16 protein-coding genes, 1 pseudogene and 1 riboswitch are annotated in these 25,588 nt (G+C 64.7%); of the genes and pseudogenes, 11 read left to right on the forward strand and 6 right to left on the reverse strand.

Annotation, left to right across the window (positions count from 1 at the left end; translation table 11 throughout):
* The first annotated feature begins 6 nt into the window (after positions 1–6).
* Both ACW5DN_RS13740 and ACW5DN_RS13745 read left to right on the forward strand, forming a co-directional pair.
* On the forward strand, positions 7–1,158 hold the full coding sequence (locus ACW5DN_RS13740; RefSeq protein ID WP_456963374.1) for a glycosyltransferase: 1,152 nt from the start codon (positions 7–9) through the stop codon (positions 1,156–1,158).
* Complete coding sequence (locus ACW5DN_RS13745; protein ID WP_456963375.1) at positions 1,139–2,518, forward strand: O-antigen ligase family protein; 1,380 nt, start codon at positions 1,139–1,141, stop codon at positions 2,516–2,518. The genes ACW5DN_RS13740 and ACW5DN_RS13745 overlap by 20 nt, the downstream gene beginning before the upstream one ends.
* Before the next feature lie 29 nt (positions 2,519–2,547).
* Here ACW5DN_RS13745 and lpxL read toward each other — a convergent pair whose 3' ends face one another.
* The gene (gene lpxL / locus ACW5DN_RS13750; RefSeq protein WP_456963376.1) at positions 2,548–3,504 is read right to left on the reverse strand and encodes an LpxL/LpxP family Kdo(2)-lipid IV(A) lauroyl/palmitoleoyl acyltransferase; all 957 of its coding nucleotides are present in this window, start codon (positions 3,502–3,504) and stop codon (positions 2,548–2,550) included.
* Between the two features lie 56 nt (positions 3,505–3,560).
* On the opposite strand from lpxL, the pseudogene waaA reads away from it, so the two are divergent.
* Positions 3,561–4,856 (forward strand): annotated as a pseudogene (gene waaA / locus ACW5DN_RS13755) (lipid IV(A) 3-deoxy-D-manno-octulosonic acid transferase); the annotation flags it as partial.
* Between the two features lie 37 nt (positions 4,857–4,893).
* On the opposite strand, the gene ACW5DN_RS13760 reads toward waaA, so the two are convergent.
* The 3 genes from ACW5DN_RS13760 to ACW5DN_RS13770 all read right to left on the reverse strand — a co-directional run bounded on the left by ACW5DN_RS13760 (position 4,894) and on the right by ACW5DN_RS13770 (position 7,861).
* Positions 4,894–6,321 carry a TolC family outer membrane protein gene (locus ACW5DN_RS13760; RefSeq protein ID WP_456963377.1) on the reverse strand — a complete coding sequence of 476 codons (1,428 nt, stop codon included), beginning with the start codon at positions 6,319–6,321 and terminating at the stop codon, positions 4,894–4,896.
* Positions 6,322–6,336: 15 nt separating this feature from the next.
* Positions 6,337–6,987, reverse strand: coding sequence for a protein-L-isoaspartate O-methyltransferase family protein (locus ACW5DN_RS13765; protein ID WP_456963424.1), 651 nt, complete (start codon positions 6,985–6,987; stop codon positions 6,337–6,339).
* Positions 6,988–7,141: 154 nt separating this feature from the next.
* Positions 7,142–7,861 (reverse strand): TetR/AcrR family transcriptional regulator, encoded by a 720-nt coding sequence (locus tag ACW5DN_RS13770; protein WP_456963378.1) that lies wholly within the window; start codon positions 7,859–7,861, stop codon positions 7,142–7,144.
* 79 nt (positions 7,862–7,940) lie between these two features.
* Between ACW5DN_RS13770 and ACW5DN_RS13775 the strand changes: the two genes are divergently transcribed.
* Positions 7,941–9,068: an efflux RND transporter periplasmic adaptor subunit gene (locus ACW5DN_RS13775; RefSeq protein WP_456963379.1), complete on the forward strand. Its 1,128-nt coding sequence runs from the start codon at positions 7,941–7,943 to the stop codon at positions 9,066–9,068.
* A gap of 35 nt (positions 9,069–9,103) precedes the next feature.
* Positions 9,104–12,289, forward strand: a complete 3,186-nt coding sequence (locus ACW5DN_RS13780; protein ID WP_456963380.1) for an efflux RND transporter permease subunit — start codon at positions 9,104–9,106, stop codon at positions 12,287–12,289.
* 125 nt (positions 12,290–12,414) lie between these two features.
* On the opposite strand, the gene ACW5DN_RS13785 is transcribed toward ACW5DN_RS13780, so the two are convergent.
* On the reverse strand, positions 12,415–13,080 hold the full coding sequence (locus ACW5DN_RS13785; RefSeq protein WP_456963381.1) for a hypothetical protein: 666 nt from the start codon (positions 13,078–13,080) through the stop codon (positions 12,415–12,417).
* A gap of 188 nt (positions 13,081–13,268) precedes the next feature.
* Positions 13,269–13,366, forward strand: a riboswitch (TPP riboswitch).
* Positions 13,367–13,456: 90 nt separating this feature from the next.
* Here ACW5DN_RS13785 and thiC point away from each other — a divergent pair.
* The 5 genes from thiC to ACW5DN_RS13810 all read left to right on the forward strand — a co-directional run bounded on the left by thiC (position 13,457) and on the right by ACW5DN_RS13810 (position 22,747).
* Positions 13,457–15,382, forward strand: a complete 1,926-nt coding sequence (thiC, locus tag ACW5DN_RS13790; RefSeq protein ID WP_456963382.1) for a phosphomethylpyrimidine synthase ThiC — start codon at positions 13,457–13,459, stop codon at positions 15,380–15,382.
* A gap of 103 nt (positions 15,383–15,485) precedes the next feature.
* Positions 15,486–16,223 (forward strand): ion channel, encoded by a 738-nt coding sequence (locus ACW5DN_RS13795; protein ID WP_456963383.1) that lies wholly within the window; start codon positions 15,486–15,488, stop codon positions 16,221–16,223.
* Positions 16,224–16,437: 214 nt separating this feature from the next.
* The gene (locus ACW5DN_RS13800; RefSeq protein ID WP_456963384.1) at positions 16,438–18,762 is read left to right on the forward strand and encodes a winged helix-turn-helix domain-containing protein; all 2,325 of its coding nucleotides are present in this window, start codon (positions 16,438–16,440) and stop codon (positions 18,760–18,762) included.
* A gap of 142 nt (positions 18,763–18,904) precedes the next feature.
* Positions 18,905–19,768, forward strand: coding sequence for a helix-turn-helix domain-containing protein (locus tag ACW5DN_RS13805; RefSeq protein ID WP_456963385.1), 864 nt, complete (start codon positions 18,905–18,907; stop codon positions 19,766–19,768).
* Positions 19,769–19,882: 114 nt separating this feature from the next.
* Positions 19,883–22,747 (forward strand): TonB-dependent receptor plug domain-containing protein, encoded by a 2,865-nt coding sequence (locus ACW5DN_RS13810; protein ID WP_456963386.1) that lies wholly within the window; start codon positions 19,883–19,885, stop codon positions 22,745–22,747.
* A gap of 167 nt (positions 22,748–22,914) precedes the next feature.
* Here the strand turns inward: ACW5DN_RS13810 and ppa are convergent, their stop codons facing one another.
* Positions 22,915–23,463 carry an inorganic diphosphatase gene (gene ppa, locus ACW5DN_RS13815; protein ID WP_456963387.1) on the reverse strand — a complete coding sequence of 183 codons (549 nt, stop codon included), beginning with the start codon at positions 23,461–23,463 and terminating at the stop codon, positions 22,915–22,917.
* A gap of 260 nt (positions 23,464–23,723) precedes the next feature.
* On the opposite strand from ppa, the gene ACW5DN_RS13820 reads away from it, so the two are divergent.
* Positions 23,724–25,583 (forward strand): tetratricopeptide repeat protein, encoded by a 1,860-nt coding sequence (locus ACW5DN_RS13820; RefSeq protein WP_456963388.1) that lies wholly within the window; start codon positions 23,724–23,726, stop codon positions 25,581–25,583.
* Positions 25,584–25,588 lie beyond the last annotated feature (5 nt).

A 25,588-nucleotide genomic window follows, 5' to 3' on the forward strand; every position in this document is an offset into this window, starting at 1 on the left:
CGCGCCATGCGCCCGTTGACCGTGGTCCAGCTGTTACCTGCGCTGGAGTCCGGCGGGGTGGAGCTGTCGGCCCTGGAGGTTGCCGGGGCGCTGGTGGAAGCTGGCCACCGCGCGATCGTGGTCTCCGCCGGCGGGCGTCTGGTGCCCCGCTTGCAGGCACTGGGGGCGGAACACGTCACGCTGGATATCGGGCGCAAATCATTAATGACCCTGGGCCAGGTGCGCCCGCTGCGAGCGTTGTTGAGCCGGCAACCCGTCGATATCGTCCACGTGCGTTCGCGCCTGCCAGGCTGGGTGGCCCGGTTGGCGCTGGGGCGCATGTCGCAGTCTCGGCGGCCGCATCTGGTCAGCACCGTGCATGGCCTCAACTCCCCATCGCGCTACAGCCAGGTGATGACCCGGGGCGAGCGTGTCATCTGCGTCTCCGATACGGTTCGCAAGCACGTGTTGCGGCATTATCCGGGCACCGATCCGGACAAGTTGCGGGTGATCCCGCGCGGGATCGACCCGGCCCGGTTCCCGCGCGCGCCGCAGCCCGATTCGGCGTCGCGTGAGTGGGCGGCCAAGCAACATCCGGCATTGACGGGTGAGGGCCCGTTGCTGTTGTTGCCCGGTCGTGGCACCCGGTTGAAGGGCCACGCGGACGCATTGGCCCTGTTGGCGCAGCTGCGTGGTGACGGTCTGGACGCGCGGCTGTGGTGTGCCGGCGCGCGCCAGCCGGGACGGGAGGCCTACATCGCGGAACTGGAAGCGAAGGCCGCGGCGCTGGGTATCGGCGCAGCGATCGCCTTCACTGCGCCCACCGATGCCATCGCACGTGCCTACGCGGCCAGTGACCTGGTGTTGCAGCTGTCGCGCAAGCCCGAAGCGTTTGGCCGCACCGTGATCGAAGCGCTGTCGGTCGGTCGGCCCGTGCTGGGGTGGGCGCATGGCGGGGCGGGCGAGTTGCTGGAGCAGCTGCAACCATGGGGAGCCGTACCGGCGTTCGACGAGCGCGAACTCCATCGGCGTGCCCGGTGCCAGCTTGCGCCGTCGCCGTCGCCGGGATCGACCGCGGCCGCCGCGATGCCAGCGGTTACGATGGACGACCTGTCGCACTACACGCTGCGCGCGATGCAGCAAGCCACCTTGGCCGTCTATGCCGAACTCATTGACTGACACCCCCATCGATACGCCGTCCCAATCGGGTCGTGCAGGTCATTCCGGCCCCGCTCAAGGGCCCGTCCAGGGCTGGCGCTGGGCACCCGCGTGGATCCTGGCCTATGTCATCTTGTGGCCGGCGCCTGGCTATGCCGAAGGGGTGCTGGTGCTGGGCGCACTGGTCGCGATCATCAAGCTGGTCGGTTCGCGGTTCCGTGGCGGCAGCGCGCTGTTGAGCGGACAGGCATGGGCGCTGACCAGCGTGCTGTTCTTCGCCTACTGGTTGCCGGAATTGTTTTCCGCGTTCGATGCGGTCGATCCGGGACGCGCGATGCGTGAAGCCGCTGTCGATCTTCGCTACTTGCCGTTCCTGTGGCTGGTGGCGTCGGCGGTGGCCAACGAGCGCGGTCGCCGGATCACCTTTGGTGGCCTGGCGATCATCGTGGGGGTCTGGACCGTGGATGCGCTGGCACAGGCGCTGACGGGTACCAGTCCGCTGTTCTTTGGTATCGACACCATCAAGCACGCGATCAGCGGTTACGGCATGTGCAGCGCAAAGGAGCTCGCCGGGCTGGATCGCCTGAGCGGCATCCTCGGGCCATGCAACCTGAAGCTGGGCCTGGTCATCGCCAGTTTGTCGCCGTTTATTTTGTACGCCGCCGGTCGCCGGTTCGGCAGTGGCGGCTGGCTGGTCGCGGCGGCAGCGGTCGGGGTGGTGGTGGTGCTGGCCGGCTCGCGCGCGTCGTGGCTCACCTACGCGCTGGTACTGGTGCTCTCGGGCTGGCGCCTGCTTGGGTGGAAGAAGCTCTTCGGCGTATTCGCCTTCGGTGCGCTCATGCTGGTGGTATTGGGGATTGCGTCACCGGATGTGCGGCAGCGGCTGGTGCGGACTACCCACGTATTTGCCGCCGACCAGGCGGGTGTCGATCGTGCCTTGTCGGGCCGTACCCGGATCTGGGGTGCGGCGGTGTGCATGGCCGGCCGCCATCCGGTCAACGGCGTGGGCGCCCGTGGTTTTCGCGAGGCGTTCCCGGCCTGCGATCCGCAAAGCGGCGAGGTGCCGCAATGGGGGGAGGGCCCGGCACTGCATGCGCACCAGATCGTGCTTGAGATACTCAGCGAGACCGGTGGCCTGGGCCTGTTGCTATGGCTGGCAGGCGTTGCCTTGGCCTGGCGCGCGTGGAGCTTTGCCGATGCGGCCGCGCGCGAGCGTGCCCGGCCGGCGATGTTGGCGTTGGTGGTGACCGTGTTCCCGATCAACACCCACCTGGCGTTCTACTCGACCTTCTGGGGCGGACTGACCCTGCTGCTGGCTGCCCTGTATGCAGGCAGCTTGCTGTCGGTGGGCAACCAGCAGGATCGATCGCCCCAGCCCTGACCGCATGACGCCATCGGCATGGTCTGGGCTCAAGACGATTCGCCGGCCTCCGATGGTAGGTACGGTGACCGCATTCCGGGCGGGCGCCGCTTGAACCGCCGATGGATCCATAAATACTGGGTGGGTGCTTCGCGCACCATGGCCTCGATCGCGGCATTGACCCGGGCACTGTCGACGGTCGCATCGGCCGATGGAAAATCCTCCAGCGGCGCACCCAGCCGCAACACATAGTCGCCACCCTCACGACGATGGAAGAACGGCACCACGGCGCAGCCGGTCAGGCGGGCGAACTGGTGGGTGGCGGTGATCGTGGCCGCTGGTACGCCGAAGAACGGCGCGAACACGGTGTCCTTGCCGCGCATGTCCTGATCGGGTGCGTACCACAGGATCCCGCCCTGCTTGAGATGGCGCATCGCCGGACGCAACTCGCCGTTGGCGAACATGGCACTGGCATAGCGCAACCGCCCGCGCTTGACTGCCCATTCCATTACCGGGTTCCGATGGGGGCGATACATACCGGCCAGCGGCAGGTGATCGCACATCAACCGGCCGCACATTTCCAGGGTCAGGAAGTGGCCGGATACCAGCAACACGCCGCGTCCCTGCGCGCGCAGCGCCTGGATGGATTCGACGCCTTCGATCCGTGCGGTACTTCGCATCGGCCTCGCCGACCCCCACCAGGCACGGGCAAATTCGAACAACCCGATGCCCAGGTCGCGAAAGGCCTCACGCAGCAGCACGTCACGACTGGCTGCATCGAGTTCGGGAAAGCACAGCTGCAGATTGATCGCCGCCGCGCGCCTACGCTCGGTTGTCAGCCGCAGCGCAATGGCGCCGATGCCGGCACCAAGCGCGCGTTGCGCTGCCCACGGCAAGCGCGCCACGAGCCATAGGCCGCCGAGCAGCAGCCACGTTGGCCAGTGGCGCGGACCGAGCGGGGCGGCGCCAGGGGAAACGGGAGAACGGATGGGAGCGGAGGTGGGCATGGCCCGATTCTACCGGCGCAGCCCGGATCAGGCTGCCTGTGCAGTATCCTGAGCCGATGCGAAGCGAGCTGACCGAGCGCCTGTTGCGCGGCCTGTATTCGGCCGTGCTGTACTTGTTGGTGCCGCTCACTGTGTACCACCTGATCTGGCGTGGCTTCCGCCAGCCTAGCTATCTGCTGCGCTGGAACGAGCGTTATGCGCGTTACCACGATGATCCCCACCGGCAAACGTTGTGGGTGCATGCGGTGTCGGTCGGTGAAGTCAACGCGGCTGTACCGCTGGTCAACGCGCTGCGTCGTGGCCGCCCCGACCTGCACCTGCTGGTGACTACCATTACCCCCACCGGCTCGGAGCGGGTACGCGCGTTGTGGGGCCACGATGTCGAGCATGTCTACTTGCCGTACGACCTGCCCGGTGCGGTGACACGGTTCATCGGCCACCACCGGCCGCGCGCGGGCCTGATCATGGAAACCGAGCTGTGGCCGAACCTGCTGTTTGGCTGCCGTGACCATGGGGTGCCGGTCTACGTCCTCAATGCGCGGCTGTCGGAGCGCTCGTTGCGCGGCTATCGGGTGCTCGCACCACTGGTGGGGCGAGCGCTGCGCACGGTGACCATGGTGGCGACGCAGTCATTGGCCGATGCGGTGCGCTTCGTGCGACTGGGCGCGCGAAGCGACCAGGTGGTCGAGGTCGGGAACCTGAAGTTTGACGTGACCGTCCCCGAGGGGTTGGACGAGTTTGCGGCCCGGTTCCGCGAGCAGTGCGGGAATCGGCCGGTGTGGATCGCGGCTAGTACCCACGAGGGTGAGGAGGCCGCGGTGATCACGATTCATCGTCACTTGCGCGAGCGGTTTCCGGATCTGCTGCTGGTGTGGGGGCCGCGGCATCCGGAGCGATTCCGGGTGATCGCCGATCATGCGCGCGCCGCCGGCTGGAAGGTATCGACACGCTCGCGCGGAGTGCTACCAGGATCGGACGATGTGGTGTTCGTGGTCGACACCCTGGGTGAGCTGGTGCACTTTTATGCCTGCGCCGACGTGGCCTTTGTCGGCGGCAGCCTGCAGCCTATTGGTGGCCATAACCTGCTGGAGCCAGCTGCGGTTGGCACCCCGGTGGTGACGGGTCAGCACCTGCACAACTTTGCCGAAATCTCCCGCCAACTCGATAACGCCGGCGCTTTGCGTATCGGTGCAGATGTCGATGGCGTGCAACAGGCATTGTCGATGCTGCTGGATGACCCGTCATTGCGTCGCGCCATGGCTGACAACGGTCGCAAGCTGGTAGAGACAGGGCGCGGCGCGCTGGCCCGGACGATGGCAATGCTGCAACCGACGCTGGCGCCGGGTGCGTCGGGGCGGGACGATCCGGCCGAGGATCGGCCCGCGTCGGCTATTGCCGGATTGGAGACTGGACCTGCGCCTCGGCGTCGGCGGTGAGCAGGCGGTTGATGTCCTGCACGTCGTCGATGTCCAGGGTGCCGGCGGCTTGTTCCAGAGTCAGGCGCTGCTGCAGGTAGTTGTAGCGCGCTAGCGCATACGCCTGTTGTGCTTGGAACAGGTTCTGCTGGTTGTTGAGCACGTCCAGGACGGTGCGGGTACCGACCTCCAGGCCGACCTGCGAGGCGTCGTACGCTGCCTGGGCGGAGACCAGCGCCAGGCGGCGTGCCTCGACCTCGCTGATGCCGGCAACCAGGGTCTGGTAGGCATTGCGGGTATTGCGCTCAAGCGCGCGCTTCTGCTGCTCCAGCTCGTCGGTGGCGATGTCGCGCTGGCTGATGGCCTGGCGAACCCGTGACTGGGTGGCGCCGCCGGAGAAGATCGGCACGTTGAGGGTGATGCCGATTTCCGGGCCCCGGCTTTCGCTCTCGATCGGGCTGGTGACCGAATCGGGCAGGTCGCTGCTGCTGAAGGTGCGGTCGCCGGTGGTCTTGCCCTTGCTGTAGCCGCCGTTGAGGTACAGGGTCGGCAGGTGGGCGGACTGCGCCGTGCGGACGTTGGCCTCGGCCGACTCGACCTGGAGTTGCTTGGCCTGCAGGGCCGGGTTGGTCTCGAATGCGGTCTGCACCCAGGAATCGACACCCTCGCTGACCGGTAACTGCGGCTGGAAGTCCGCCGGCAGGCCCTTGACGTTGTTGACCTCGGTGCCGGTGATCTCGGCCAGGGCCTGATAGGCATCGGCGACGCGGGTACGCGCCAGGATGGTGTTGGCACGCGCGCTGTCGTACTGGGCGCGGGCCTCATGGACGTCGGTGATCGGTGCCAGGCCGACTTCCAGGCGCTTGGAGGCGAAGTCGAACTGCTTCTGAAGCGCTGTCTCGGCGGCTTCTGCGGCGGCCAGGGTCTCCAGCTCGACCAGCACGTTGAAATAGGCGGCCGAGGTGCGGGTGATCAGGTTGTCACCGGCGGCCTGGAGCTGGAAGTCGCTGGCCCGGCTCAATGCGTTCTGGCTACGCAGCGAGCTGAAGCGGGACATGTCAAACAGCATCTGGGTGCCGTTGATGCCGACGCTGCGTGTGGTGGTCTCGCTTTCGATATCACCACTGAACTGGACCGGCTCGCCCTGGTCATTGAATTGGTTCTGGGTCGCCGGACCGTCGCTGCGCGAGCGACGGATGCTGGCGCTGCCGTCGATCTGCGGCAGCATCGCCGCGCGCGCCTGCACCGCGCCTTCCCGGGTGAACAACCGGTTGGACTCGGCGGCGGAGAACTGCGGGTCGCCGGCACGAGCCAGCTCGTAGGTCTGCAACAGGTCTTCCGCGGCGGCGGTTGCCGGCAGCAGGGCGAAGGCGAGGGCGAGAACGAGTGGGCGGTGGATCATGCGGAGTCCTTTCAATCAGAATTCGAAGGCGGGCACCGGAGCTGCGCCTGCAAGATAGGGAAGGTCGGTCTCGAACAACGATTCAATCCGTGGTCCGTTGGCCTCGTTGTATACCAGCACGGCCTCCATTGCCGGCGCCCGGCCGCGCACGATGAACATGCGTCCGCCGGGTTTCAGCCACTGCAGGAAGGCATCGGGAATGGTGTCGACCGCGCCGGTCACGCAAACGGTGTCGAAGCGGCGTTCGGTCTGGTATTCAAATGCGTCGGCATGCAGCACCTGGATGTTGGCCAGGCCACGGGCTTCCAGTCGTGCGCGCGCGGCATCGGCCAGGTCGGTGTGCCGCTCCAGGCTGAGCACCTCACGGCCGAGCCGCGACAGGCACGCGGTCAGGTAGCCGCTGCCGGTACCGATCTCCAGCACGTCTTCGCTTGCCGTTACCAGCAGCCCCTGCAACGCGCGGCTCTGCACGACCGGCTTCATGATGACCTCGCCATGGGCCAGCGGCAGGGTGATATCGGAATAGGCCAGGTTGCGGTGGATGTCCGGTACGAAGTCCTCGCGCGGAATCTTCACCAATACGTCGAGTACGCGTGCATCCAGCACGTTCCAGGGCCGGACCTGCTGTTCGACCATCAGTTCGCGGGCCTTGGCGTAATCAATCATGCTCATGGGGTCTCAAGGATTGCTGGTGTCAACTGACTATTGTAGCGGCGTGCGCGGCGAACAAATCAGGATCGGTTGAAGCATCGGTGCGACCAAGCACAGGATCGCCCTCCCGTGGGCCGGTTTTGAGTGCCGGAAGTCACCGCGACGCAAGTCATGGGCGGGCGGCATAGGCCCGCAGGAACATATCGACCGCGGCGACCAGGTGGGCGTGTGTCAACGCCGGATCGACGTCCTGGCAACCCAGCAGCAACCGCGCGTGTGGCTCGCCCTTGAGCAGCGAGATCAACTGGCTCGCCGCGTGATTGACCGAGTCGGCATCGGCAGCGTCAATCACCAGCTCGCCGGTAGTGACGCGACGTCGCAACAGCTCGGCCACCGCGTCGTGGATGCGTTGTGGCCCGGCCTCCCAGAATTTGCGCGCCAGCGCCGCGTCGGCCATCTGGGGGGTGCACAGCATGCGGTGGGCGGCAATGGCCTGCGGGCTGCTGATCAGGGCATGAAACGCGTGGGCAATATCCAGCAACCGTTCGCGCAGTGGCGTCTGTGGTGAGGGGGTGAACATGGCAGGCGGGAGCTGTTGGTCGCAGTACGACACCACGGCCGCCGAAAACAACGATTCCTTGTCGCCGAAGTGACTGTATACGGTGAGCTTGGAAACGCCGGCTCCGGAGGCGATCTGGTCCATGCTGGTGCCGGCGTAGCCGTGTTCGACGAACATCCGCTTGGCGGCGTCGAGGATGGCCGTGCGCTTGGCCATGTCCTTGGGTCGGCCCGGCCCGGCCGGTTTTGCAGGCAGTGGGGCGCCGACGTCGCGGCCGGCCTTGGTGCCCGGCGGCGCACGGTGATCGTCAATGGGTTTGCGCTCAGGCATGTATTAAATACTAGACTAAGAAGTCTTGTATTTATACAGTACCATTCGGTTCATTAATTCCTCAAAGAAGGTGCTTCCCATGCGCAGCCGCTTTGCGATTGAGGCGATCCGTGCCCGTTCACTGATGGCCGGCGCGCTTGTGGCTGGACTGCTTGCAGGGTGCGGTTCCAGCGAAACGGCCGACGTGTCGGCGCGGCCGGTGCTGGTGACCCAGCCAGTCGCCGCCGACGCCGTGCATGCCTCGCTGGCGGGGGCGATCCGTGCCCGCAAGGAAAGCCAGCTGTCGTTCCGGGTCGGCGGTCAACTGATCGAGCGCAAGGTGGACGTGGGCGATCACGTCAGCCGTGGCGATGTGCTGGCAACGCTCGACCCGGATGATTTGAAGGCACGGGCGAATTCGGCCCAGGCACAACTGGCAGCCGCCCAAGCTGAATTGGAACGCGCGCGCGCGGATCAGGCGCGCTACGCCGTACTGGCCAAGGACCAGTTGGTCAGCCGCTCCAGCATGGATGCGCAAAACGCCGCCGCCACCGCCGCGCAGGGCCAGGTGGATGCGGCACGGGCTGAGCTCGAGGTCGCCAGCAACCAGGCCCAATACAGTCGGCTGCGGGCACCCGCCGATGGGGTGATCGCCGAGCGACAGGCCGAGACGGGACAGGTCGTGGCCGCCGGACAAACGGTATTTACCTTGGCCGCCGATGGTACCCGCGAGGTGGCTTTTGCGGTGTCCGAAGGACAGGTGGCGGCCACCAAGCCGGGACAGGCGATACAGGTCGAGGTCTGGTCCAAGCCGGGCAAGCGCTGGCCGGGTGTGGTCCGCGAGGTCGCGCCGGTGGCCGACCCCGCTTCGCGAACCTTTGCCGCGCGGGCGAGCGTGGATGCGCCGGCCGGGGTGCTCGCGCTGGGCCAGAGCGCACGCGTATTCCTCCCGGGCCAGGAAACCGACGCGCTCAGCATCCCGCTTACCGCGCTGCAACCGGGGAGCAACGGGGTTGCAGTATTCGTGGTGGATCCGCAGACCTCGACCCTGAAACTGCTGCCGGTCAGCGTCGGCGCCTACGGCAGCCAGACCGTTCCGGTGCTGGACGGGCTGGATCCGGATGCCTGGGTTGTCGCCGCCGGTGGTCATCTGTTGCGCGAAGGCCAGACGGTCCGCCCGGTGGATCGAGATAACCGCGACGTGGCGACGGCCGGCGCGCGCCACTGACCGCCCGCGATACCGAACCGAGGATCTTCCAGACCATGCGTTTCAATCTTTCCGAGTGGGGTTTGCGGCATCGCAGCCTGGTGGTCTACGCGATGCTGGTGCTGGCCATCGCCGGTGCGTTTTCCTACCTGAATCTTGGGCGCAGCGAGGATCCGGCGTTTACCTTCAAGGCGATGGTGATCCACACCGTATGGCCGGGTGCGACCGCCGACCAGGTCGCATCGCAGGTCACCGAGCGGATCGAGCGCAAGCTGATGGAAACCGGTGAATACGATTTCATCCAGTCGTACTCGCGCGCCGGCGAGTCGCAGGTGATCTTCGCGGCGCGCGACTCGATGCGCTCGGCCGAAGTGCCCGAGCTTTTCTACCAGGTTCGCAAGAAGATCGGCGACCTGCGCCCGGAGCTGCCGGAGGACATCGTCGGGCCGTTCTTCAACGATGAGTTTGGCGATACGTTCGGCAACATCTATGCATTGACCGGGGAAGGATTTGATTACGCGGTACTGAAGGACTACGCCGACCGCGTCCAGCTCGCGCTGCAGGACGTGCCGGACGTGGGCAAGATCCAGCTGTTCGGGGTCCAGGACGAGAAGATCTGGATCGAGCTGTCCAACACCAAGCTGGCCACGCTGGGGGTGTCGGCCGCGGCGGTGCGCGAGGCCTTGCAGCAGCAGAATGCGGTGGTGCCGGCGGGCTTCTTCGAGACCGCCAGTACCCGGGTGCCGCTGCGGGTGAGCGGGCAGTTTGAATCGGTCGAACAGATCCGCCGCTTCCCGGTCCGGGTCGGCGATCGCACGTTCCGGCTGGACGACGTGGCCGAGGTCCATCGCGGCTTCTCCGACCCGCCCCAACCGGGCATGCGTTTCATGGGCAAGGACGCGATCGGCATCGGCGTGGCCATGCGCGACGGTGGCGACATCCTCGCCCTGGGCGAGACGCTGGAAGCCGAGTTCGAGCAACTGCAACAAACCCTGCCGGCCGGGATGGAATTGCACCAGGTGTCCGACCAGCCGGCGGCGGTGGAGGACTCGGTGGGCGAGTTCGTGCGGGTGCTGGCCGAGGCGGTCGCGATCGTGTTGCTGGTGAGCTTCCTGTCGTTGGGCTTTCGCACTGGTCTGGTGGTGGCGTTGTCGATCCCGCTGGTGCTGGCGATGACCTTCACCGTGATGGACGTGTTCGGCATCGGCCTGCACAAGATATCGCTGGGGGCGTTGGTGCTCGCACTGGGACTGATGGTCGACGACGCGATCATTGCCGTGGAGATGATGGCGATCAAGATGGAGCAGGGTTTCGATCGCTTGCGTGCAGCCGCGTTCGCATGGGAGTCGACCGCGTTCCCGATGCTGACCGGCACCCTGATCACCGCCGCCGGGTTCCTGCCCATCGCGATGGCCGCCTCCAGCACTGGCGAATACACCCGGTCGCTGTTCGAGGTAGTCACCATCGCGTTGCTGGTGTCGTGGGTCGCGGCGGTGTTGTTTGTCCCCTACCTGGGCGACAAGCTGCTGCCGCACATCGAGCGCGATGAAGGCGGGCGCGGCAGTGCGCCCAAACCCGGCTCGCTGGCGGCGCGCTGGCAAACGCGACGCCAGCGCTGGGCAGATCGACACCCCGCGTTTGCCGACTGGATCGCCCCGTTGCCACCCGACGATCCGGGTACCGGCGAGCATGATCCCTACGCGACCCGCTTCTACCAGCGCTTCCGCAGTTGGGTGGTCTGGTGCGTGCGCCATCGCTGGCTGGTGATCGGGGCCACCGCAGCGGCGTTCGTGGTCTCGCTGATGATGTTCCGCTTCGTGCCCCAGCAGTTCTTCCCCGATTCGGTGCGGCCAGAGCTGATGGTCGACATGGAGCTGGCCGAGGGCAGCTCGCTGCGTGCGACCCAGGCACAGGCCGAGCGGCTTGAGCAGATGCTTGCCAGCCGCGACGACCTGGTCAATTACACCGCGTACGTTGGCACCGGGTCGCCACGGTTCTACCTGCCGCTGGACCAGCAATTGCCGGCCGCCAACTTCACCCAGTTCGTGCTGATGCCCGAAAGCCTGGCCGCGCGCGAGGAGATCCGCCGCTGGATGATCGAGGAAGTGGTGCCGCGTTTCCCCGAGCTGCAGATGCGCGTGACCCGCCTGGAGAACGGCCCGCCGGTGGGCTACCCGGTGCAGTTCCGGGTCTCGGGCGAGCACATCGACCAGGTGCGGGAGATTGCCTACGCAGTGCGCGCGAAGATCCGCGACAACCCGCACGTGGCCAACGTCAACCTGGATTGGGACGAGCCGGGCAAGGTGGTGCGCCTGCAGGTCGACCAGGCCCGCGCGCGTGCGCAGGGCATCACCTCGGCGCAACTGGCGCAGGTGCTGAGCGGATCGTTGTCGGGCATCCAGGTCAGCACCTATCGAGAGGGCAATGAGTTGATCGGGGTGATCCTGCGCGGTGGCGATGCCGAGCAGGTCGATCTGTCGCAACTGGGCAGCCTGATGGTGCCGACCGCCAGCGGCCAGAGCGTGCCGCTGAGCCAGATCGCGACCCTGGAATACGGGCTCGAGGAGGGCATCATCTGGCACCGTGACCGCAAGCCGACGATGACCGTGCGCGCCGACATCTACGACGGCACCCAGCCGGCGACGGTGATGGCGCAGATATCACCCACCCTGGATGAGATCCGTTCCGGTCTGGCGTACGGCTACTCGGTGGAGATCGGCGGCAGCGTGGCGGATTCCACCCGCGGCCAGGACTCGATCACCGCTGGCGTGCCGTTGTTCCTGTTCGTCGTGTTCACCCTGCTGATGCTGCAACTTCGCAGCTTCTCGCGCAGCATCATGGTGCTGCTGACCGCGCCGTTGGGGCTGATCGGCGTGACCCTGTTCCTGCTGGTGTTTCGGGTGCCATTCGGCTTCGTGGCGATGCTGGGCACGATCGCGCTGTCGGGGATGATCATGCGCAACTCGGTGATCCTGGTTGATCAGATCGAGCAGGATCGTCGCGACGGACATGAAACCTGGGATGCGATCGTGGAAGCGACCGTGCGCCGTTTCCGGCCGATCGTGCTGACCGCGCTGGCGGCGATCCTGGCGATGATCCCGCTGTCGCGCAGCGCATTCTTCGGGCCGATGGCAACCGCGATCATGGGCGGCCTGCTGGTGGCCACGGTGCTGACCCTGCTGTTCCTGCCGGCGCTGTACGCGGCCTGGTTCCGGGTCAAGGTGCCGCAGGAACTCCAATGAAACGAAGGTAGGGCGCAATAGCCGCCTTGGCGGCGTATTGCGCCGGATGTCGAGGTCGCCGCGTCGTTGGCATTCCGGCGCAATGCGCTTCGCTTATTGCGCCCTACGGATACAAACGCCGGTAGTTATTCGGCGCCCCAGGGTGCCGGCGGCGTGTCGACGGGGTTGGTGAGGTCGAAGCGCACCCGGAACAGGCGGTCGGTGTCGGCACGCCCCAACTCGTAGGTGTAATGCGCGTCCGGCTCGATCTCGATTGCCCAGACGTTGCTATTGGATACCTGCATGCCCTCGCGGGTGAACATCTGCTGCGAGAACGCATCCACCGGGAACTCCTGGCGGTTGGCGGTGCCTTCGCTGGTGGTGTCTCCACCGTACATGGTCACCGGGTCGTCGCTGCCGTCGGCCAGGCGGTGGTCGTGCTTCAGGCGCAGGCCGTCGACGGTGCGGGTGACGATCCAGGTGCGCGAGCGATCGTCGCCGACGTGGAACGGGATACGGATCTCCTGATCGCTGCAGTCGCGCACATGCATGACCAGCGGCTGGCCGGCGAACGGATCGTCGCCAGTCGGCGCGGGAGTGTCGGCGACCACCTCGCCGGCGAAGGCCTTGCCGCACAGCATCGCGAGGTTGGCCATGAAGACATCCGCCGGAGCTTGCTCGCTTGCGGCGGTCGGCGTCGGAGCCGCGGGCCCCGGGGTGGCGACGTCGGCAGAGGGTGGGGAACCGATGTCGCACGCGGCGAGCGCGATGACAAGAGCGGCCAGGGCGGGTATACGCAGGATTTTGTTCATCCACGCAAGGTAGCCATCAACAGCGGTTCCGGCAAGCGGGCTCGCTCAACCCGTATGCAGTAGTTGGGATCTGTGGATCCTATCGCTGACTGCGTGGCACGAGTGGATTGAACCGAGTGGCTTCAAGGACTTTTTGACAGCACCAGACCTCAAACGCTGGCCCCAAGCCGCCCTGCATGGTCAAATGCTGATTGAAGCGGGGGTACCGGCGGACATCGCCGGTTGAGACAGACCCTTCGAACCTGACGCGGTTGATACCGCCGTAGGGAGCTTCGCCGGACGCTCTGCGTCCGTGCGCCGCCGCTTCGTGCGCCAAGCGAATCTCTCGCAACAGGCCGCCCGCACGCGGACTGTCCTCATGAAGCGGACGAAACCCATGAATGCAGCAATTCCTTCCGGCCCGTCTGGCCGTTCCGGCGACCAGCGTGAGCTGGTACAGCAAGCCGACAAACTGTCTGCCGACGTGATCCGGCCGATCCCCGGCTCGCGCAAAGTACACATTGCCGGCTCACGCCCGGACCTGAAGGTCGCGATGCGCGAGATCGTACTCGCCCCCACGCCGACCCTGTTCGGCGGCGAGCAAAACGCACCGCTGGCGGTGTATGACACCTCCGGTGCCTATACCGATCCGTCGGCTACCATCGACCTGGCCCGCGGTTTGGCGCCCTTGCGCGCGGTCTGGATTGCCGAGCGCGGTGATACCGAAGTGCTGGAAGGCCTGTCGTCGCAGTTTGGTCGTGGACGCGAAGGCGATGCGAAGCTGGACAAGGTGCGTTTCGGCAACCGCCCGCTGCCGCGCCGCGCGGTGGCAGGCGCCAACGTCACCCAGATGCACTACGCGCGGCGCGGCATCATTACTCCGGAGATGGAATACATCGCGATCCGCGAAAATCAGCGGCTGGAAGCGATCACCGAGGCGCACCTGCTCAAGCAGCATCCGGGGCAGAGCTTCGGCGCCAACATCCAGAAGGTCATCACCCCGGAGTTCGTGCGCGACGAGGTCGCCCGTGGCCGCGCGATCATTCCGTGCAACATCAACCACCCCGAAAGCGAGCCGATGATCATCGGCCGCAATTTCCTGACCAAGGTCAACGCCAACATCGGCAACTCGGCGGTGTCGTCTGGTATTGCCGAGGAGGTCGAGAAGCTGGTCTGGTCGATCCGCTGGGGCGCGGACAACGTGATGGACCTGTCCACCGGCAAGCACATCCACGAGACGCGCGAGTGGATCATCCGCAACAGCCCGGTACCGATCGGCACGGTGCCGATCTACCAGGCGCTGGAGAAGGTCGATGGCCGCGCCGAGGAGCTGACCTGGGAGATCTTCCGCGACACGCTGATCGAGCAGGCCGAGCAGGGCGTGGACTACTTCACCATCCACGCCGGCGTGTTGCTGCGCTACGTGCCGCTGACCGCGAATCGCGTGACCGGCATCGTCAGCCGCGGCGGGTCGATCATGGCCAAGTGGTGTCTGGCGCATCACAAGGAGAGCTTCCTTTACGAGCACTTCGAAGACATCTGCGAAATCATGAAGGCCTACGACGTGGCGTTCTCGCTCGGCGACGGCCTGCGTCCGGGCAGCATTGCCGACGCCAACGACGCCGCCCAGTTCGCCGAACTGGAAACCTTGGGCGAGCTGACCCGGATCGCGTGGAAGCACGACGTCCAGACCATGGTCGAAGGCCCCGGCCACGTGCCGATGCACCTGATCAAGGAGAACATGGACAAGCAGCTGGAAGTCTGCGGCGAGGCGCCGTTCTACACCCTCGGGCCGCTGACCACCGACATAGCGCCGGGTTACGACCACATCACCAGCGCGATCGGCGCGGCGCTGATCGGCTGGTACGGCACCGCGATGCTCTGTTACGTGACGCCCAAGGAACACCTCGGGCTGCCGAACAAGGACGATGTGCGCGAAGGCCTGATGGCCTACAAGATCGCCGCCCACGCGGCCGACCTCGCCAAGGGCCACCCCGGCGCACAGGCGCGCGACAACGCATTGAGCAAGGCGCGCTTCGAGTTCCGCTGGGAAGACCAGTTCAACCTTGGCCTGGATCCTGAACGTGCGACCAAATACCACGACGAAACCATGCCAAAGGACGCGCACAAGTCGGCGCATTTTTGCTCGATGTGCGGCCCGCAGTTCTGCTCGATGAAAATCAGCCACGACGTGCGCACGACTTTTGGGGGCGGTAGCGCCGCCGAGCCTGGGCCGGTTGAGGGCCAGGCAATCGAAGACGGCATGGCGCAGAAGGCGGCGCAGTTCCGGGCCGCCGGCGCCGAGGTCTATCGCAAGAGCTGACCGCTACCGGCCCGGAGGCGGTCGCATGGGACACGCGACCGCCTGGCCAACTTGTCAGGCGCCAGGGATTGGCGGTCAGTCGCGGGTACGGCACACTCGCGCAATGGGAAATTACGGCTATCTGTATCGGCGTTGGCAGTTGATCGCCAAACGCCACCCCTCGGCGTTCCTGCTGGCGGCCCAGTTGCTCAGCCTGTTGCTGTATCCGGTGTTCGACGGCCGCCACAGCCAACGGGTGCTGTTTGGTGCGTTCGGCGTGTTGGTGCCGCTGCTGGCGGTCTGGGTGGTGTGGCGCAGTCCGGCCATCAAGTGGGTGGCGTGGCTGGTTGCCGTGCCGGCGATCGGGATATCGGTCGCCTCGATCGTGATGGGTAGCAATGACTTGCTGGTGATCTCATCGGCGCTGGAATCGGTGTTGTATTTCTATACGGCCGGCAGCCTGATCGTCTACATGATGAACGATCACCTGGTCAGCGCCGACGAACTGTTTGCGGCGGGTGCGACCTTCACCCTGCTCGCGTGGGGTTTCGCCTTCGCCTACATGGTCTGCCAGGCGGTATTGCCGGGGTCTTTCAGCAGTTCCATCAACCCGGCGCAGTCGCGGCCATGGATCGAGCTGCTGTTCCTGAGCTTCACCAACCTGACCGCCACCGGGCTGGGCGACGTCACCCCGGTCAGTTCTTGGGCGCGGGTGCTGGTGATGCTGGAGCAATTCGTCGGCTTGGGTTATATCGCCGTGGTGGTGTCGCGCTTGATCGCGCTGACCGTGAGGCGGCACAGGGAAGACATGGTCGCAGCGGCCAAGGAGTTCCCAGAGAACCAAACCGAGTTCCCGGACTGAACCGTCCCTGAGCGCGAGGCGGGTCGGTTTCATGGCCGACGGGAGCTGTAACCCGCGTTGCTTGGCGCTAATGGGCGAAAGGCTTTGCGCAAGAGGCTGAGTCTTCGACTTTCGACACGGGACAGGTGGGGCGTGGAAGGTCAGACTTGCCGGCTCTGATGTTTTTCTTGTGGCAGCTCCCTTGTCTGAACGTTTGCGCGTAGGCCAATGTACGGTGGATATCTCCCTGCGCGAAGTGACGGCGCCGGGAGCACGCCGCCCACGCAGGATCACGCCCAAATCGCTGAGCGTACTGCTGGTGCTGGTTGCCAACGCCGGCAAGGTGGTCAGCCGCGATGCCCTGCTGGCCCAGGTCTGGCCGGACACCTTGCCCGGTGACGACGTGGTCACCCAGGCAATAACCCTGCTGCGGAAGGCGTTCAACGAGCTTCGCGAAAGCCCCCAGTACATCGAGACGATCGCAAAAAGCGGTTACCGGCTGCTGGCAGAAGTGGAGTGGTTGGACGACAACGTGGAAACCGCCACGGTCCCAGCCCCTGGGCTGTCGCCGGACGCCGCGAGCACCCGGGAGTTCTTCCAGGTTGATGCGGCGAAGACGCCTGCCGTGCCCAGTCTGCTTGCGCCGGTGGCGGTCACGGCCGGGGAGCCACGGCTGGATCGCGCCGACGATACTCCTGTGGCCGTGCGCGGCAATCCGGGCGTGATTGTTGGCGTGTTGGTACTGGTGGCAGGCCTGGTTGCGGCGCTGGTGTGGTGGACCTGGCCTTCCCGTGACGTGGCGACTTCCGTAGCGACGCAGCCATCACCTTTCCGGTACCAACTGAAAACCCGCCTGATCACCTCGGCGCCGGGCTTCGAGTTCTCGCCTACGCTCAGCCCGGACGGAGGAATGGTGGCCTATATCGCGGTGCCTGCCGGGCAGCGCAACATTGCGATCATGGTTCAGCCCACTGCGCCTACGGTGCCGACCCAATTGACCCATCCCGTTGGCGTGGCCGACGACCACAGCCCAGAATGGTCGCCCAACGGTCGCGAGATCGCGTTTTTGCGAATCGTGCCCGGACAGAGCTGCCACGTGCTCGTGGTGCCGGCCACTGGCGGTGCGGAACGCGTCGTGGGCACGTGCGACCCGTCCGATCCTCCAGGTTTCGATTGGACCCCGGATGGTCGTGGCCTGATCTTCGGTGGTGGCGGTCTGGTTGATGGGGGATCCGGGTTGCAGGTTCTGAACCTCGCCAACGGTGAGGTTCAGAACCTGGAATACGATGCTGATCCGAACCATCAGGACTTTGCCCCCCGTTATTCGCCTGACGGACGCTGGATCATCTTCGTGCGCAATTCGCCGTTGGGTGATTTCTGGCGCTTGTCGGCAACCGGCGGTACCGCCGAGCGATTGACCTGGATCAATGCCGAGATTCGCGGTTGGGACTGGAGCTCAACCGGTCGGGCGCTGGTCTATGGGCGACGCGATCACAGCAGCAGCGGACTCTACCGTTATGGCCTGGACACCGGGGCGCATACCAGTCTGGGAGTCGAGGATGGCGAGCAGCCAGTAACCGCGGCCAACGTGTCGTCATTGGCCTATGTTGTGCGACGCAGCTACTTCGGCATCTACCAATTTGACCTGGATGCAGGCAGCCCGGGCAAGCGTTTGTTCGCTTCCTCCGGTCGTGACCGGTTGCCCGCGATCGCGCCGGACGGGCGGCAGTTGGTGTTCACTTCCGACCGCTCCGGGGAGTTCGGCCTGTGGTGGGCGGAGTTGGATAAGCCTGACTCCTTGCGACTGATCGAAAGTCTGCAACCGGAATCCCGCTATCTGCCGGCATGGAATGCAGACAACAGGCGAGTGCTGGTGGTCGGACGTTCCGATGACGACCAGCGCTCCCAGGAAAACGGGGTGTATGAGGTAATCCCGAAACGGGGCACCGTCACACGACTTCCGGTTCCTGCGGCCCATCCGGTGCAGGCGGTATACCTGCCTGCGTCGGGTGGGAATGACGACGAGCGGCTGCTGGTATTGGCCGATGGTGGCGAAGGCCATCTGGGCTTGCATTTGTATGACCGGAGCGAGCAGCCATGGCGGCTGGTGGCGTTTCTGGATGGAGTGTCCAATGTCCAGATCGACAACGCGAACAGGCGGGTAGTGTTTTCGCGGCCAAGCGAGAGAGGCTTGTGGCAGGCTGATTTCCGCCTTGATGCGGATAGCGTCAGGGCGGTTGACTCGCTACGCTCGCTTGCCGTATCCGATCGCTCCTGGGCCCTGGCCGGCGATCGTGGGGTCTATGTTCGTCGCCGCACGGCGCGGTGCCCCGCGCTTTTGCTTGGTCAAGCGACACAACAAGACGGTTCGCAGTCGGGTGGCGCAATCGTCCAGTCGCGCTGTCTGGACCGGAACCGCCGCGCGGCGACCCACGGGTTCAGCATTGATGGGAGTGGCCGCCGGCTGTATATCACCCTTGCCGAATCCGACGGAGGCAACATCGGCTTCGCGACCTTCGAGACGCCGCCGGAGACGATGTGGCCTGGAGTTATCAAGTAATTGATTTTAAAGGGAAATAGCCTTTCGTAAGTCTTTCGCCACCAGAGTCGGCACAATTTCGGCCAAGTTTCCGCAAACCTTCAGGAGTCTGTGGACAGATTCGGCAAACCTATAGGCCTCTACAGGTTGCATAGGCAAGACATTGGACAACACATCGTGGGCCGATCGGGGCCAGCAGCTGCGGATCGATACGCCGGTGGTCAGTTCCCAGGCGAGTTGTATCGGCGTTTCGCGACTGGGCAGCATGCAGATGCCGGCCGGCACACTGACCATCTGGCTGCAACTGCGCGGCAGCTCTTGGGTGGAGGGGCGCGAAGGCCGGTTCCGGGTACGTCGGGGGGACTGGATTGCCTTTGACCGCGACTCCAAACCGCTGGTCCAGGCAGACCGGCACGGCGTTTGTGTTGGCTTGAGCCTGGGCGATGACGCATTGCGCGCCGCCGGTGCGCTGGCACAACCGGGCTTGTACGCCGGCCGGGGCCATATCGAGTTGCACGATGCGCGGATGGCGTTGCGGTTATGGCGCGCCTCCAGCCGGCGTCTGGCCACAGTCGATGGTGACGACGCTATCGCCTCGGTGGCCGCACTGCGTCCGCTTCTGCTGCAGTTGGCGCTGATCCAGAGTGAAATTACGGCCGGCATACCGCGCTGCCCCGGCCGCTCCCGGGCGCGCAAGCGCCAGGTGTTCGGACGGCTGCAGCGCGCCCATATGTATCTGGACGGCAACCGCGACCGGATCGTGCGCATCAGCGAGCTGGCCGAGTTGACCAGCTACTCCAGTTGGTACTTCTCCAAGACCTACCATGCGCTATATGGCGAAAGCCCGCAGTCCGCTTCTGCGCGGATGCGGATCGAGCGCGCGGCCGAGTTGCTGGGCAGCAGCCAAATGATGATTGGCGAGGTCGCCGCCGCCAGTGGTTTCGAAAACTGCTGCAGTTTCGCGCGGGCGTTTCGCGCCCGCTACCAGATGTCTGCGACCACCTACCGGAAAAGAATGGCCGCCTGACTCAGGCCGGATTCGGCAAAGTCAGGCGGCGGTTGCGGCAAAGCAGTAAAAGCTCTCGCGACGTAGCGTTGACGACGCGTTTAACACGCTCATAACGTTATTGGAGAGAGATCCATGAATCACCGCAATTTGCGCCCCTCGATGCGGCTTGGCTTGCTGCCGGCTGGTATCGCGATGGCACTTGTGCCGGCCTTTGCCGGCGCGCAGGAAGCCGCTCCCGCTGAGCAGGCAACCACCCTTGACCGGATCGAAGTCACCGGTTCGCGTATCCGCCAGGTCGATCTGGAAACCTCGCAGCCGGTGCTGACCATCAGCCGCGAAGACATCCAGAGGCAGGGCTTCAGCTCCGTTGCCGACATCCTGCAGAACATCACTGCCGCCGGCACCCCGCCGATCAGCCGCTCCGAGCCACTGGCCTCCGGCGAGAACGTTGGCGGTTCCTACATCGACCTGCGTAACCTCGGCGCATCGCGCACCCTGGTGCTGGTCAATGGCAAGCGCCTTGGTATCACGACCAGCGGCCTGCAGGACATCTCGCAGATCCCGACCGCCATGGTTGAGCGCGTCGAAGTGCTGAAAGATGGCGCGTCGTCGCTGTACGGCTCCGACGCCATTGCCGGCGTGGTCAACATCATCACCCGCAAGAACTTCGAAGGCGCGGAAATCAACGCCTATATCGGCCAGTACGGCGAAGGTGACGGCGTCAAGCAGAACTACGATTTCGTGGTCGGCTTCGCCGGTGACCGTGGCTCCGTCACCGTGGGCGCCGCGCAGCACAAGGAAGAGGGGGTCTGGGCAAAGGATCGCTGGTTCAGCGATGACACCTACCCCGGTTACCCGCAGCACAGCACCACGGTGGTCGGCCAGTGGGGCAACTTCAACATCAACAGCGGCAAGACGGGTCCGGATGGAAAACCGTTGGCTGCCCAGTGGTACGCACCGGACCGTGACGGCAACGCCATCGGCCTGGACAACTTCCACCCGCAGAACGCCGACGACACCAGCAAGGGTTCTGATCAGATGCACTTGATCAACCCGACCGAAAGCCGCACGTTGTTCGTCAATGCCAACCACGACATCACCGACAACATTCGCCTGGTCGCGGACATGTCGTACAACAAGCGCATGTCCGAGCGCCAGATTGCCGGCTACCCGCTGCAATCAAGTGCGGTTGATGCGGCAATGTCGGGCAACAGCTACTTCAATCCGCTGCCCGGCACCGACATTGACTGGCGCCGTCGTGGCTGGGAAGTGCCGCGTACCACCCAGAGCGACCTGACCACCTGGCGCATCACTGCCGCGCTGGAAGGCTCGATCGACTACGGTAGCCGTTACCTGGACTGGGATGCCGGTTATCTGTTCAACCAGAACAACCTGCAGGCGGTCTCCACCGGCAACTTCTACAAGCCGAACGTGCGCAACGCCGTGGGTCCGTCGTTCCAGAATGGCCAAGGCCAGATCGTTTGCGGTACCCCGGGCAACGAGATTGCCGGTTGCGTGCCGTGGAACCCGTTTGCGGGCTTTGGCACCGGCGACGCAGCGCATTCGCTGGGCGACAAGGCCGTGCAGGACTATCTGTACAAGACCGAGCACGCACTGGGCGAGACCGAGACCACCAGCTACTTCGCCAACGTTGCCGGCAACCTGTTTGCGTTGCCTGCCGGTGACCTGGCGTTCGCGGCAGGTTACGAGTACCGCAAGGAATCGGGGCGCTTCAGCCCCGATGCCATTGCCCAGACTGGCGATTCCACCAATCTGGCATCCGGTCCGACCCAGGGCCAGTACGCCGTGGACGAGTTCTACCTCGAGTTGAACATCCCGGTGCTGGCCGACCTGCCGTTTGCCCAGGAGCTGACGTTCAACGTCGCCAGCCGTTACTCGGACTACACCACCTTCGGTGATACCACCAACAACAAGTTTGGCTTCAAGTGGAAGCCGTTCGATGACTTGATGGTTCGCGGTACCCTCGCCGACGGTTTCCGTGCTCCGACCATCGACGATCTGTACGGTGGCAGTTCCGAGACCTTCTACACCGGTTTCCGGGACGTGTGTGACAGCGTCTATGGTGTCGTTGGCGGCAGCGCGGCTTGCGTGGCGGATGTCGGCCAAGGTTACCGTCAGCTGCAGCAGGGCTTCGTCCCGACCGACAGTGTCGCGGCCCAGACCCCGGTTCCGTTCAACTCGGGCTCCAACCCGCTGCTGACCCCGGAAACCTCCGAGTCCAAGTCGCTGGGCCTGGTGTACAGCCCAAGCTACGTCGACAACCTCAGCATGACCCTCGACTGGTGGAGCATCCAGATCGACAACACCATGGTCTCGGACAGCCCGAACCTGATGTTGGAAGATTGCTACGTCCGGGGCATCGAAGCACGTTGCCAGGGCTTCTCGCGTGATCCGGTCACCGGCATCGTCAACGAGTTGACCTACGGTCTGCGCAATGCGGGTTACGTCGAGACCGAAGGCTTCGACTTCGGCCTGGCGTACCGGTTCGATACCGCGAGCCTGGGCCAGTTCGGCATCAACTGGGACTCCACCTACGTCAGCAAGAACAACCTGAAGACCACCAACGACGCAGACACGCCGGAATCCCCGTCGGTCGGCTTCGGCGGCAACTTCCGGATCCGTTCCAACATGAACCTCAACTGGTCCTATGCTGATTTCGCCGTCAACTGGGGCATGCGCTACTACTCGTCGATGAAGGAGCAGTGCTACTTCGCGGATCGCTGCAACCTCCCCGACTACGCAGCGCCTGACACCTATGGCGAGAACGTGCCGTTGAACCAGGTCGGTTCGAACACCTTCCACGACCTGCAAGTAAGCTGGGATGCGCCGTGGAATGCCACCGTCTCGGTGGGTGCGAACAACGTGTTCGACCACCAGGGCCAGGCGATGTTCAGCCAGCCGAACTCGAACTACTCGTACTACGGTGGTTTCGACATCGGTCGCTTCATGTACATGAAGTACCAGCAGCGCTTCTGATCGATCCGTCGATCAAATTGCACTGAGTAACATCAAGCGGCCCCGGGAACGGGGCCGCTTTTTTGTTGCGCCGCGTGGCCATGGCAGCTGGGTTTATTCCACGGACAGGCACACATGAAGAAGGCCACCCGAGGGTGGCCTTCCTTATCTGTGCAGCAGCCCGGCAATCAGGCCCCGGGTTGATGGCCCTCAGCGTCGTGGCGCTTCATTGCATCGACCAGCAAGGCCTTTGCCTCGTCGGCGCCGCCCCAGCCGTCAAGCTTGACCCACTTGCCTTTTTCCAGGTCCTTGTAGTGCTCGAAGAAATGCCCGATCCGCTCGCACCAGTGGGGACTGACCTGGTCGAGGTCGTTGATATGGGCATAGCCGCTGAATACATCGGTGGACGGTACGGCCAGGATCTTCTCGTCGCTGCCGGCCTCGTCACTCATCCTGAGTACGCCAACCGGACGGCAACGGATCACTGAGCCGGGAATGAGCGGCAACGGCAGGATCACCATGACATCGGCCGGGTCGCCATCGCCGCACAGGGTGCGCGGAACATAGCCGTAGTTACACGGATAGCGCATCGGGGTGGACAGGATGCGGTCGACGAAGATCGCGCCCGATTCCTTGTCCACCTCGTATTTCACTGGCTCGGCATCCTTGGGGATCTCGATGATGACGTTGATCTCGTCCGGCGGGTTCTTGCCGGTGGTGACATGATCCAGACCCATGGTTTGCTCCGAAGCGGTGTGAGGGCGCGCCAACCGGCGGCCGGGTGAAGCCGACGATTTTACCTCGTCGGCTGCTGCGTCGCACCATCGGCGTGGTCGCGCACCTGGGCGAACTCGCGCGGACGGGGCGGGCGTCCTGTATTTCCAGCAACTGCCGTTGGGCCAATCAAGGTGCCTGCGTCGGTAGGACGGCGAATGCCGGCCGTTCTCCCGGCACACCATTGCGCCTCGACACAGGGCCGTCCAACCAAGGGATCGTGATGAGCGGAAGCAGCCTGTTCGCCGAACTCAAACGCCGCAATGTCATCCGCATGGCGGGGCTGTATCTGGTGGGGGCCTGGTTGATCACCCAGGTGGTGGACACCATCTTCCCGATGTTCGGTGCTCCGGACTGGCTGATGCGGAGCATCGTCATCGTGCTCGCGATCGGGTTTGTACCCGCACTGGTGTTTGCCTGGGTGTTTGCATTCACGCCGGATGGTTTCAAGCTGGATGCCGTGGTTGCTGCGGCGGACTCGATCGGGTCACGCACGGCTCAACGCATGAATCTGGCCATTGTCGCCGTGCTGTTGCTCGCGCTCACATATTTCGGGGTCGACAAGTTCGTGTTTTCCCCGCAACGCGAAGCAACGCTGCAACTGGAAGCCGAGAAGCAGGGTGCGGCGCGTGCCACCGAGCGGGTCGCGGGGAAAGCCGTCGCCGCCATCCCCGCCAAATCCATCGCGGTACTGCCGTTGGTGAACGGCAGTGGCGACAAGGATCAGCAGTACTTTTCCGACGGTCTTTCCGAAGACCTGATCACGGCGTTGTCGCAGTTTGATGGGTTGAAGGTCATCGGCCGGAACTCCGCGTTCCAGTTCCGCAACAGCAAGGACAGCAGCAAGGTGATCGGCGCCAAGCTTGGCGTCGCCCATTTACTGGAAGGCAGCGTGCGCCGGGCTGGCGATACCGTGCGCATCACCGCGCAGCTGGTCGAGGCGGCCGATGGCAGCACTCTGTGGTCGCAACATTTTGACCGGCCATTCAAGGATCTGTTTGCACTACAGGATGAGATCACCAGTGCGGTCGCCAGTGCACTCAAGGCCCAACTGCTGACCGGGCCCGACGCCGCGATGCAAAGTGATCACCCACCCAGCGGCAATATGGATGCATACACCGCGTACCTGCAGGGCAAGTTCTACCGCACACGCGGCACCCAGGCCGACCTGCGCAAGGCGATCGATGCCTACACCACCGCGACCCGGATCGATCCGCGCTACGCACAGGCCTACGCCATGATTTCCCACGCGTGGACGGATCTTGCGACGCAGTTTCTCGGCGGTACGCCGGCCCAACAGGCGTATGCACAAGCGCGTGCGGCGGCTACCAGTGCGTTGGCGCTGAATCCGGACCTGGCGGCGGTGCATGTGGCGCGCGGCCGCCTGCTTTCCACCGCGGACTTCAACTGGGCCCAGGCCGAAACCGAGTACCGCCGCGCGGTACAGCTGGCGCCCAACGATGGCGACGTCAAATTTTCACTCGGTGTGTTGCTGGCAACTCTGGGTAATCCCGGGCAGGCGGTCGATCTGACCCGGCAAGCGTTGGCAGCCGACCCGTTGCATGCGAGCTGGTACTACTGGCTCGCCACCTATCTTGCGCCGGTCGGGCGTCTCGACGAGGCGGAGCAGGCGATCCGCAAGGCAATCGAGCTGCAACCCGAGGCGGCGGTCTATTACGAGCAACTGGCCGTCATCGAAATCCTGCGCGGTAATGCCAAGGCCGCCCTGATCTCGGCGGGACAGGAACCGGCAGGGGTCTGGCACGACATTGCACTCGCGCTGGCGCTGCAGATCGGTGATGACCGTGAGGCCGCCGATGCCGCATTGCAGGCCCTGGTTGACGCCCAGGCCGATGTTGCCGCGTATCAGATCGCCGACGTGTATGCCCTGCGCAATGACGCGGACAAGGTCTTTGAATGGCTGGATCGCGCGTGGGTCAACCGCGATCCGGGAGTCGCCTACCTGCTCTACGATCCCTTCATCCTGCGTTACCGGGATGACCCGCGTTTTTCTGCGTTTGCCCGCAAGATTGGATTGCCGATGCCAGGTGCCACTTCGGCATCAATGGGGTCCGGGCACTGAAAGGT

The sequence above is a fragment of the Lysobacter sp. A289 genome (assembly GCF_054072675.1).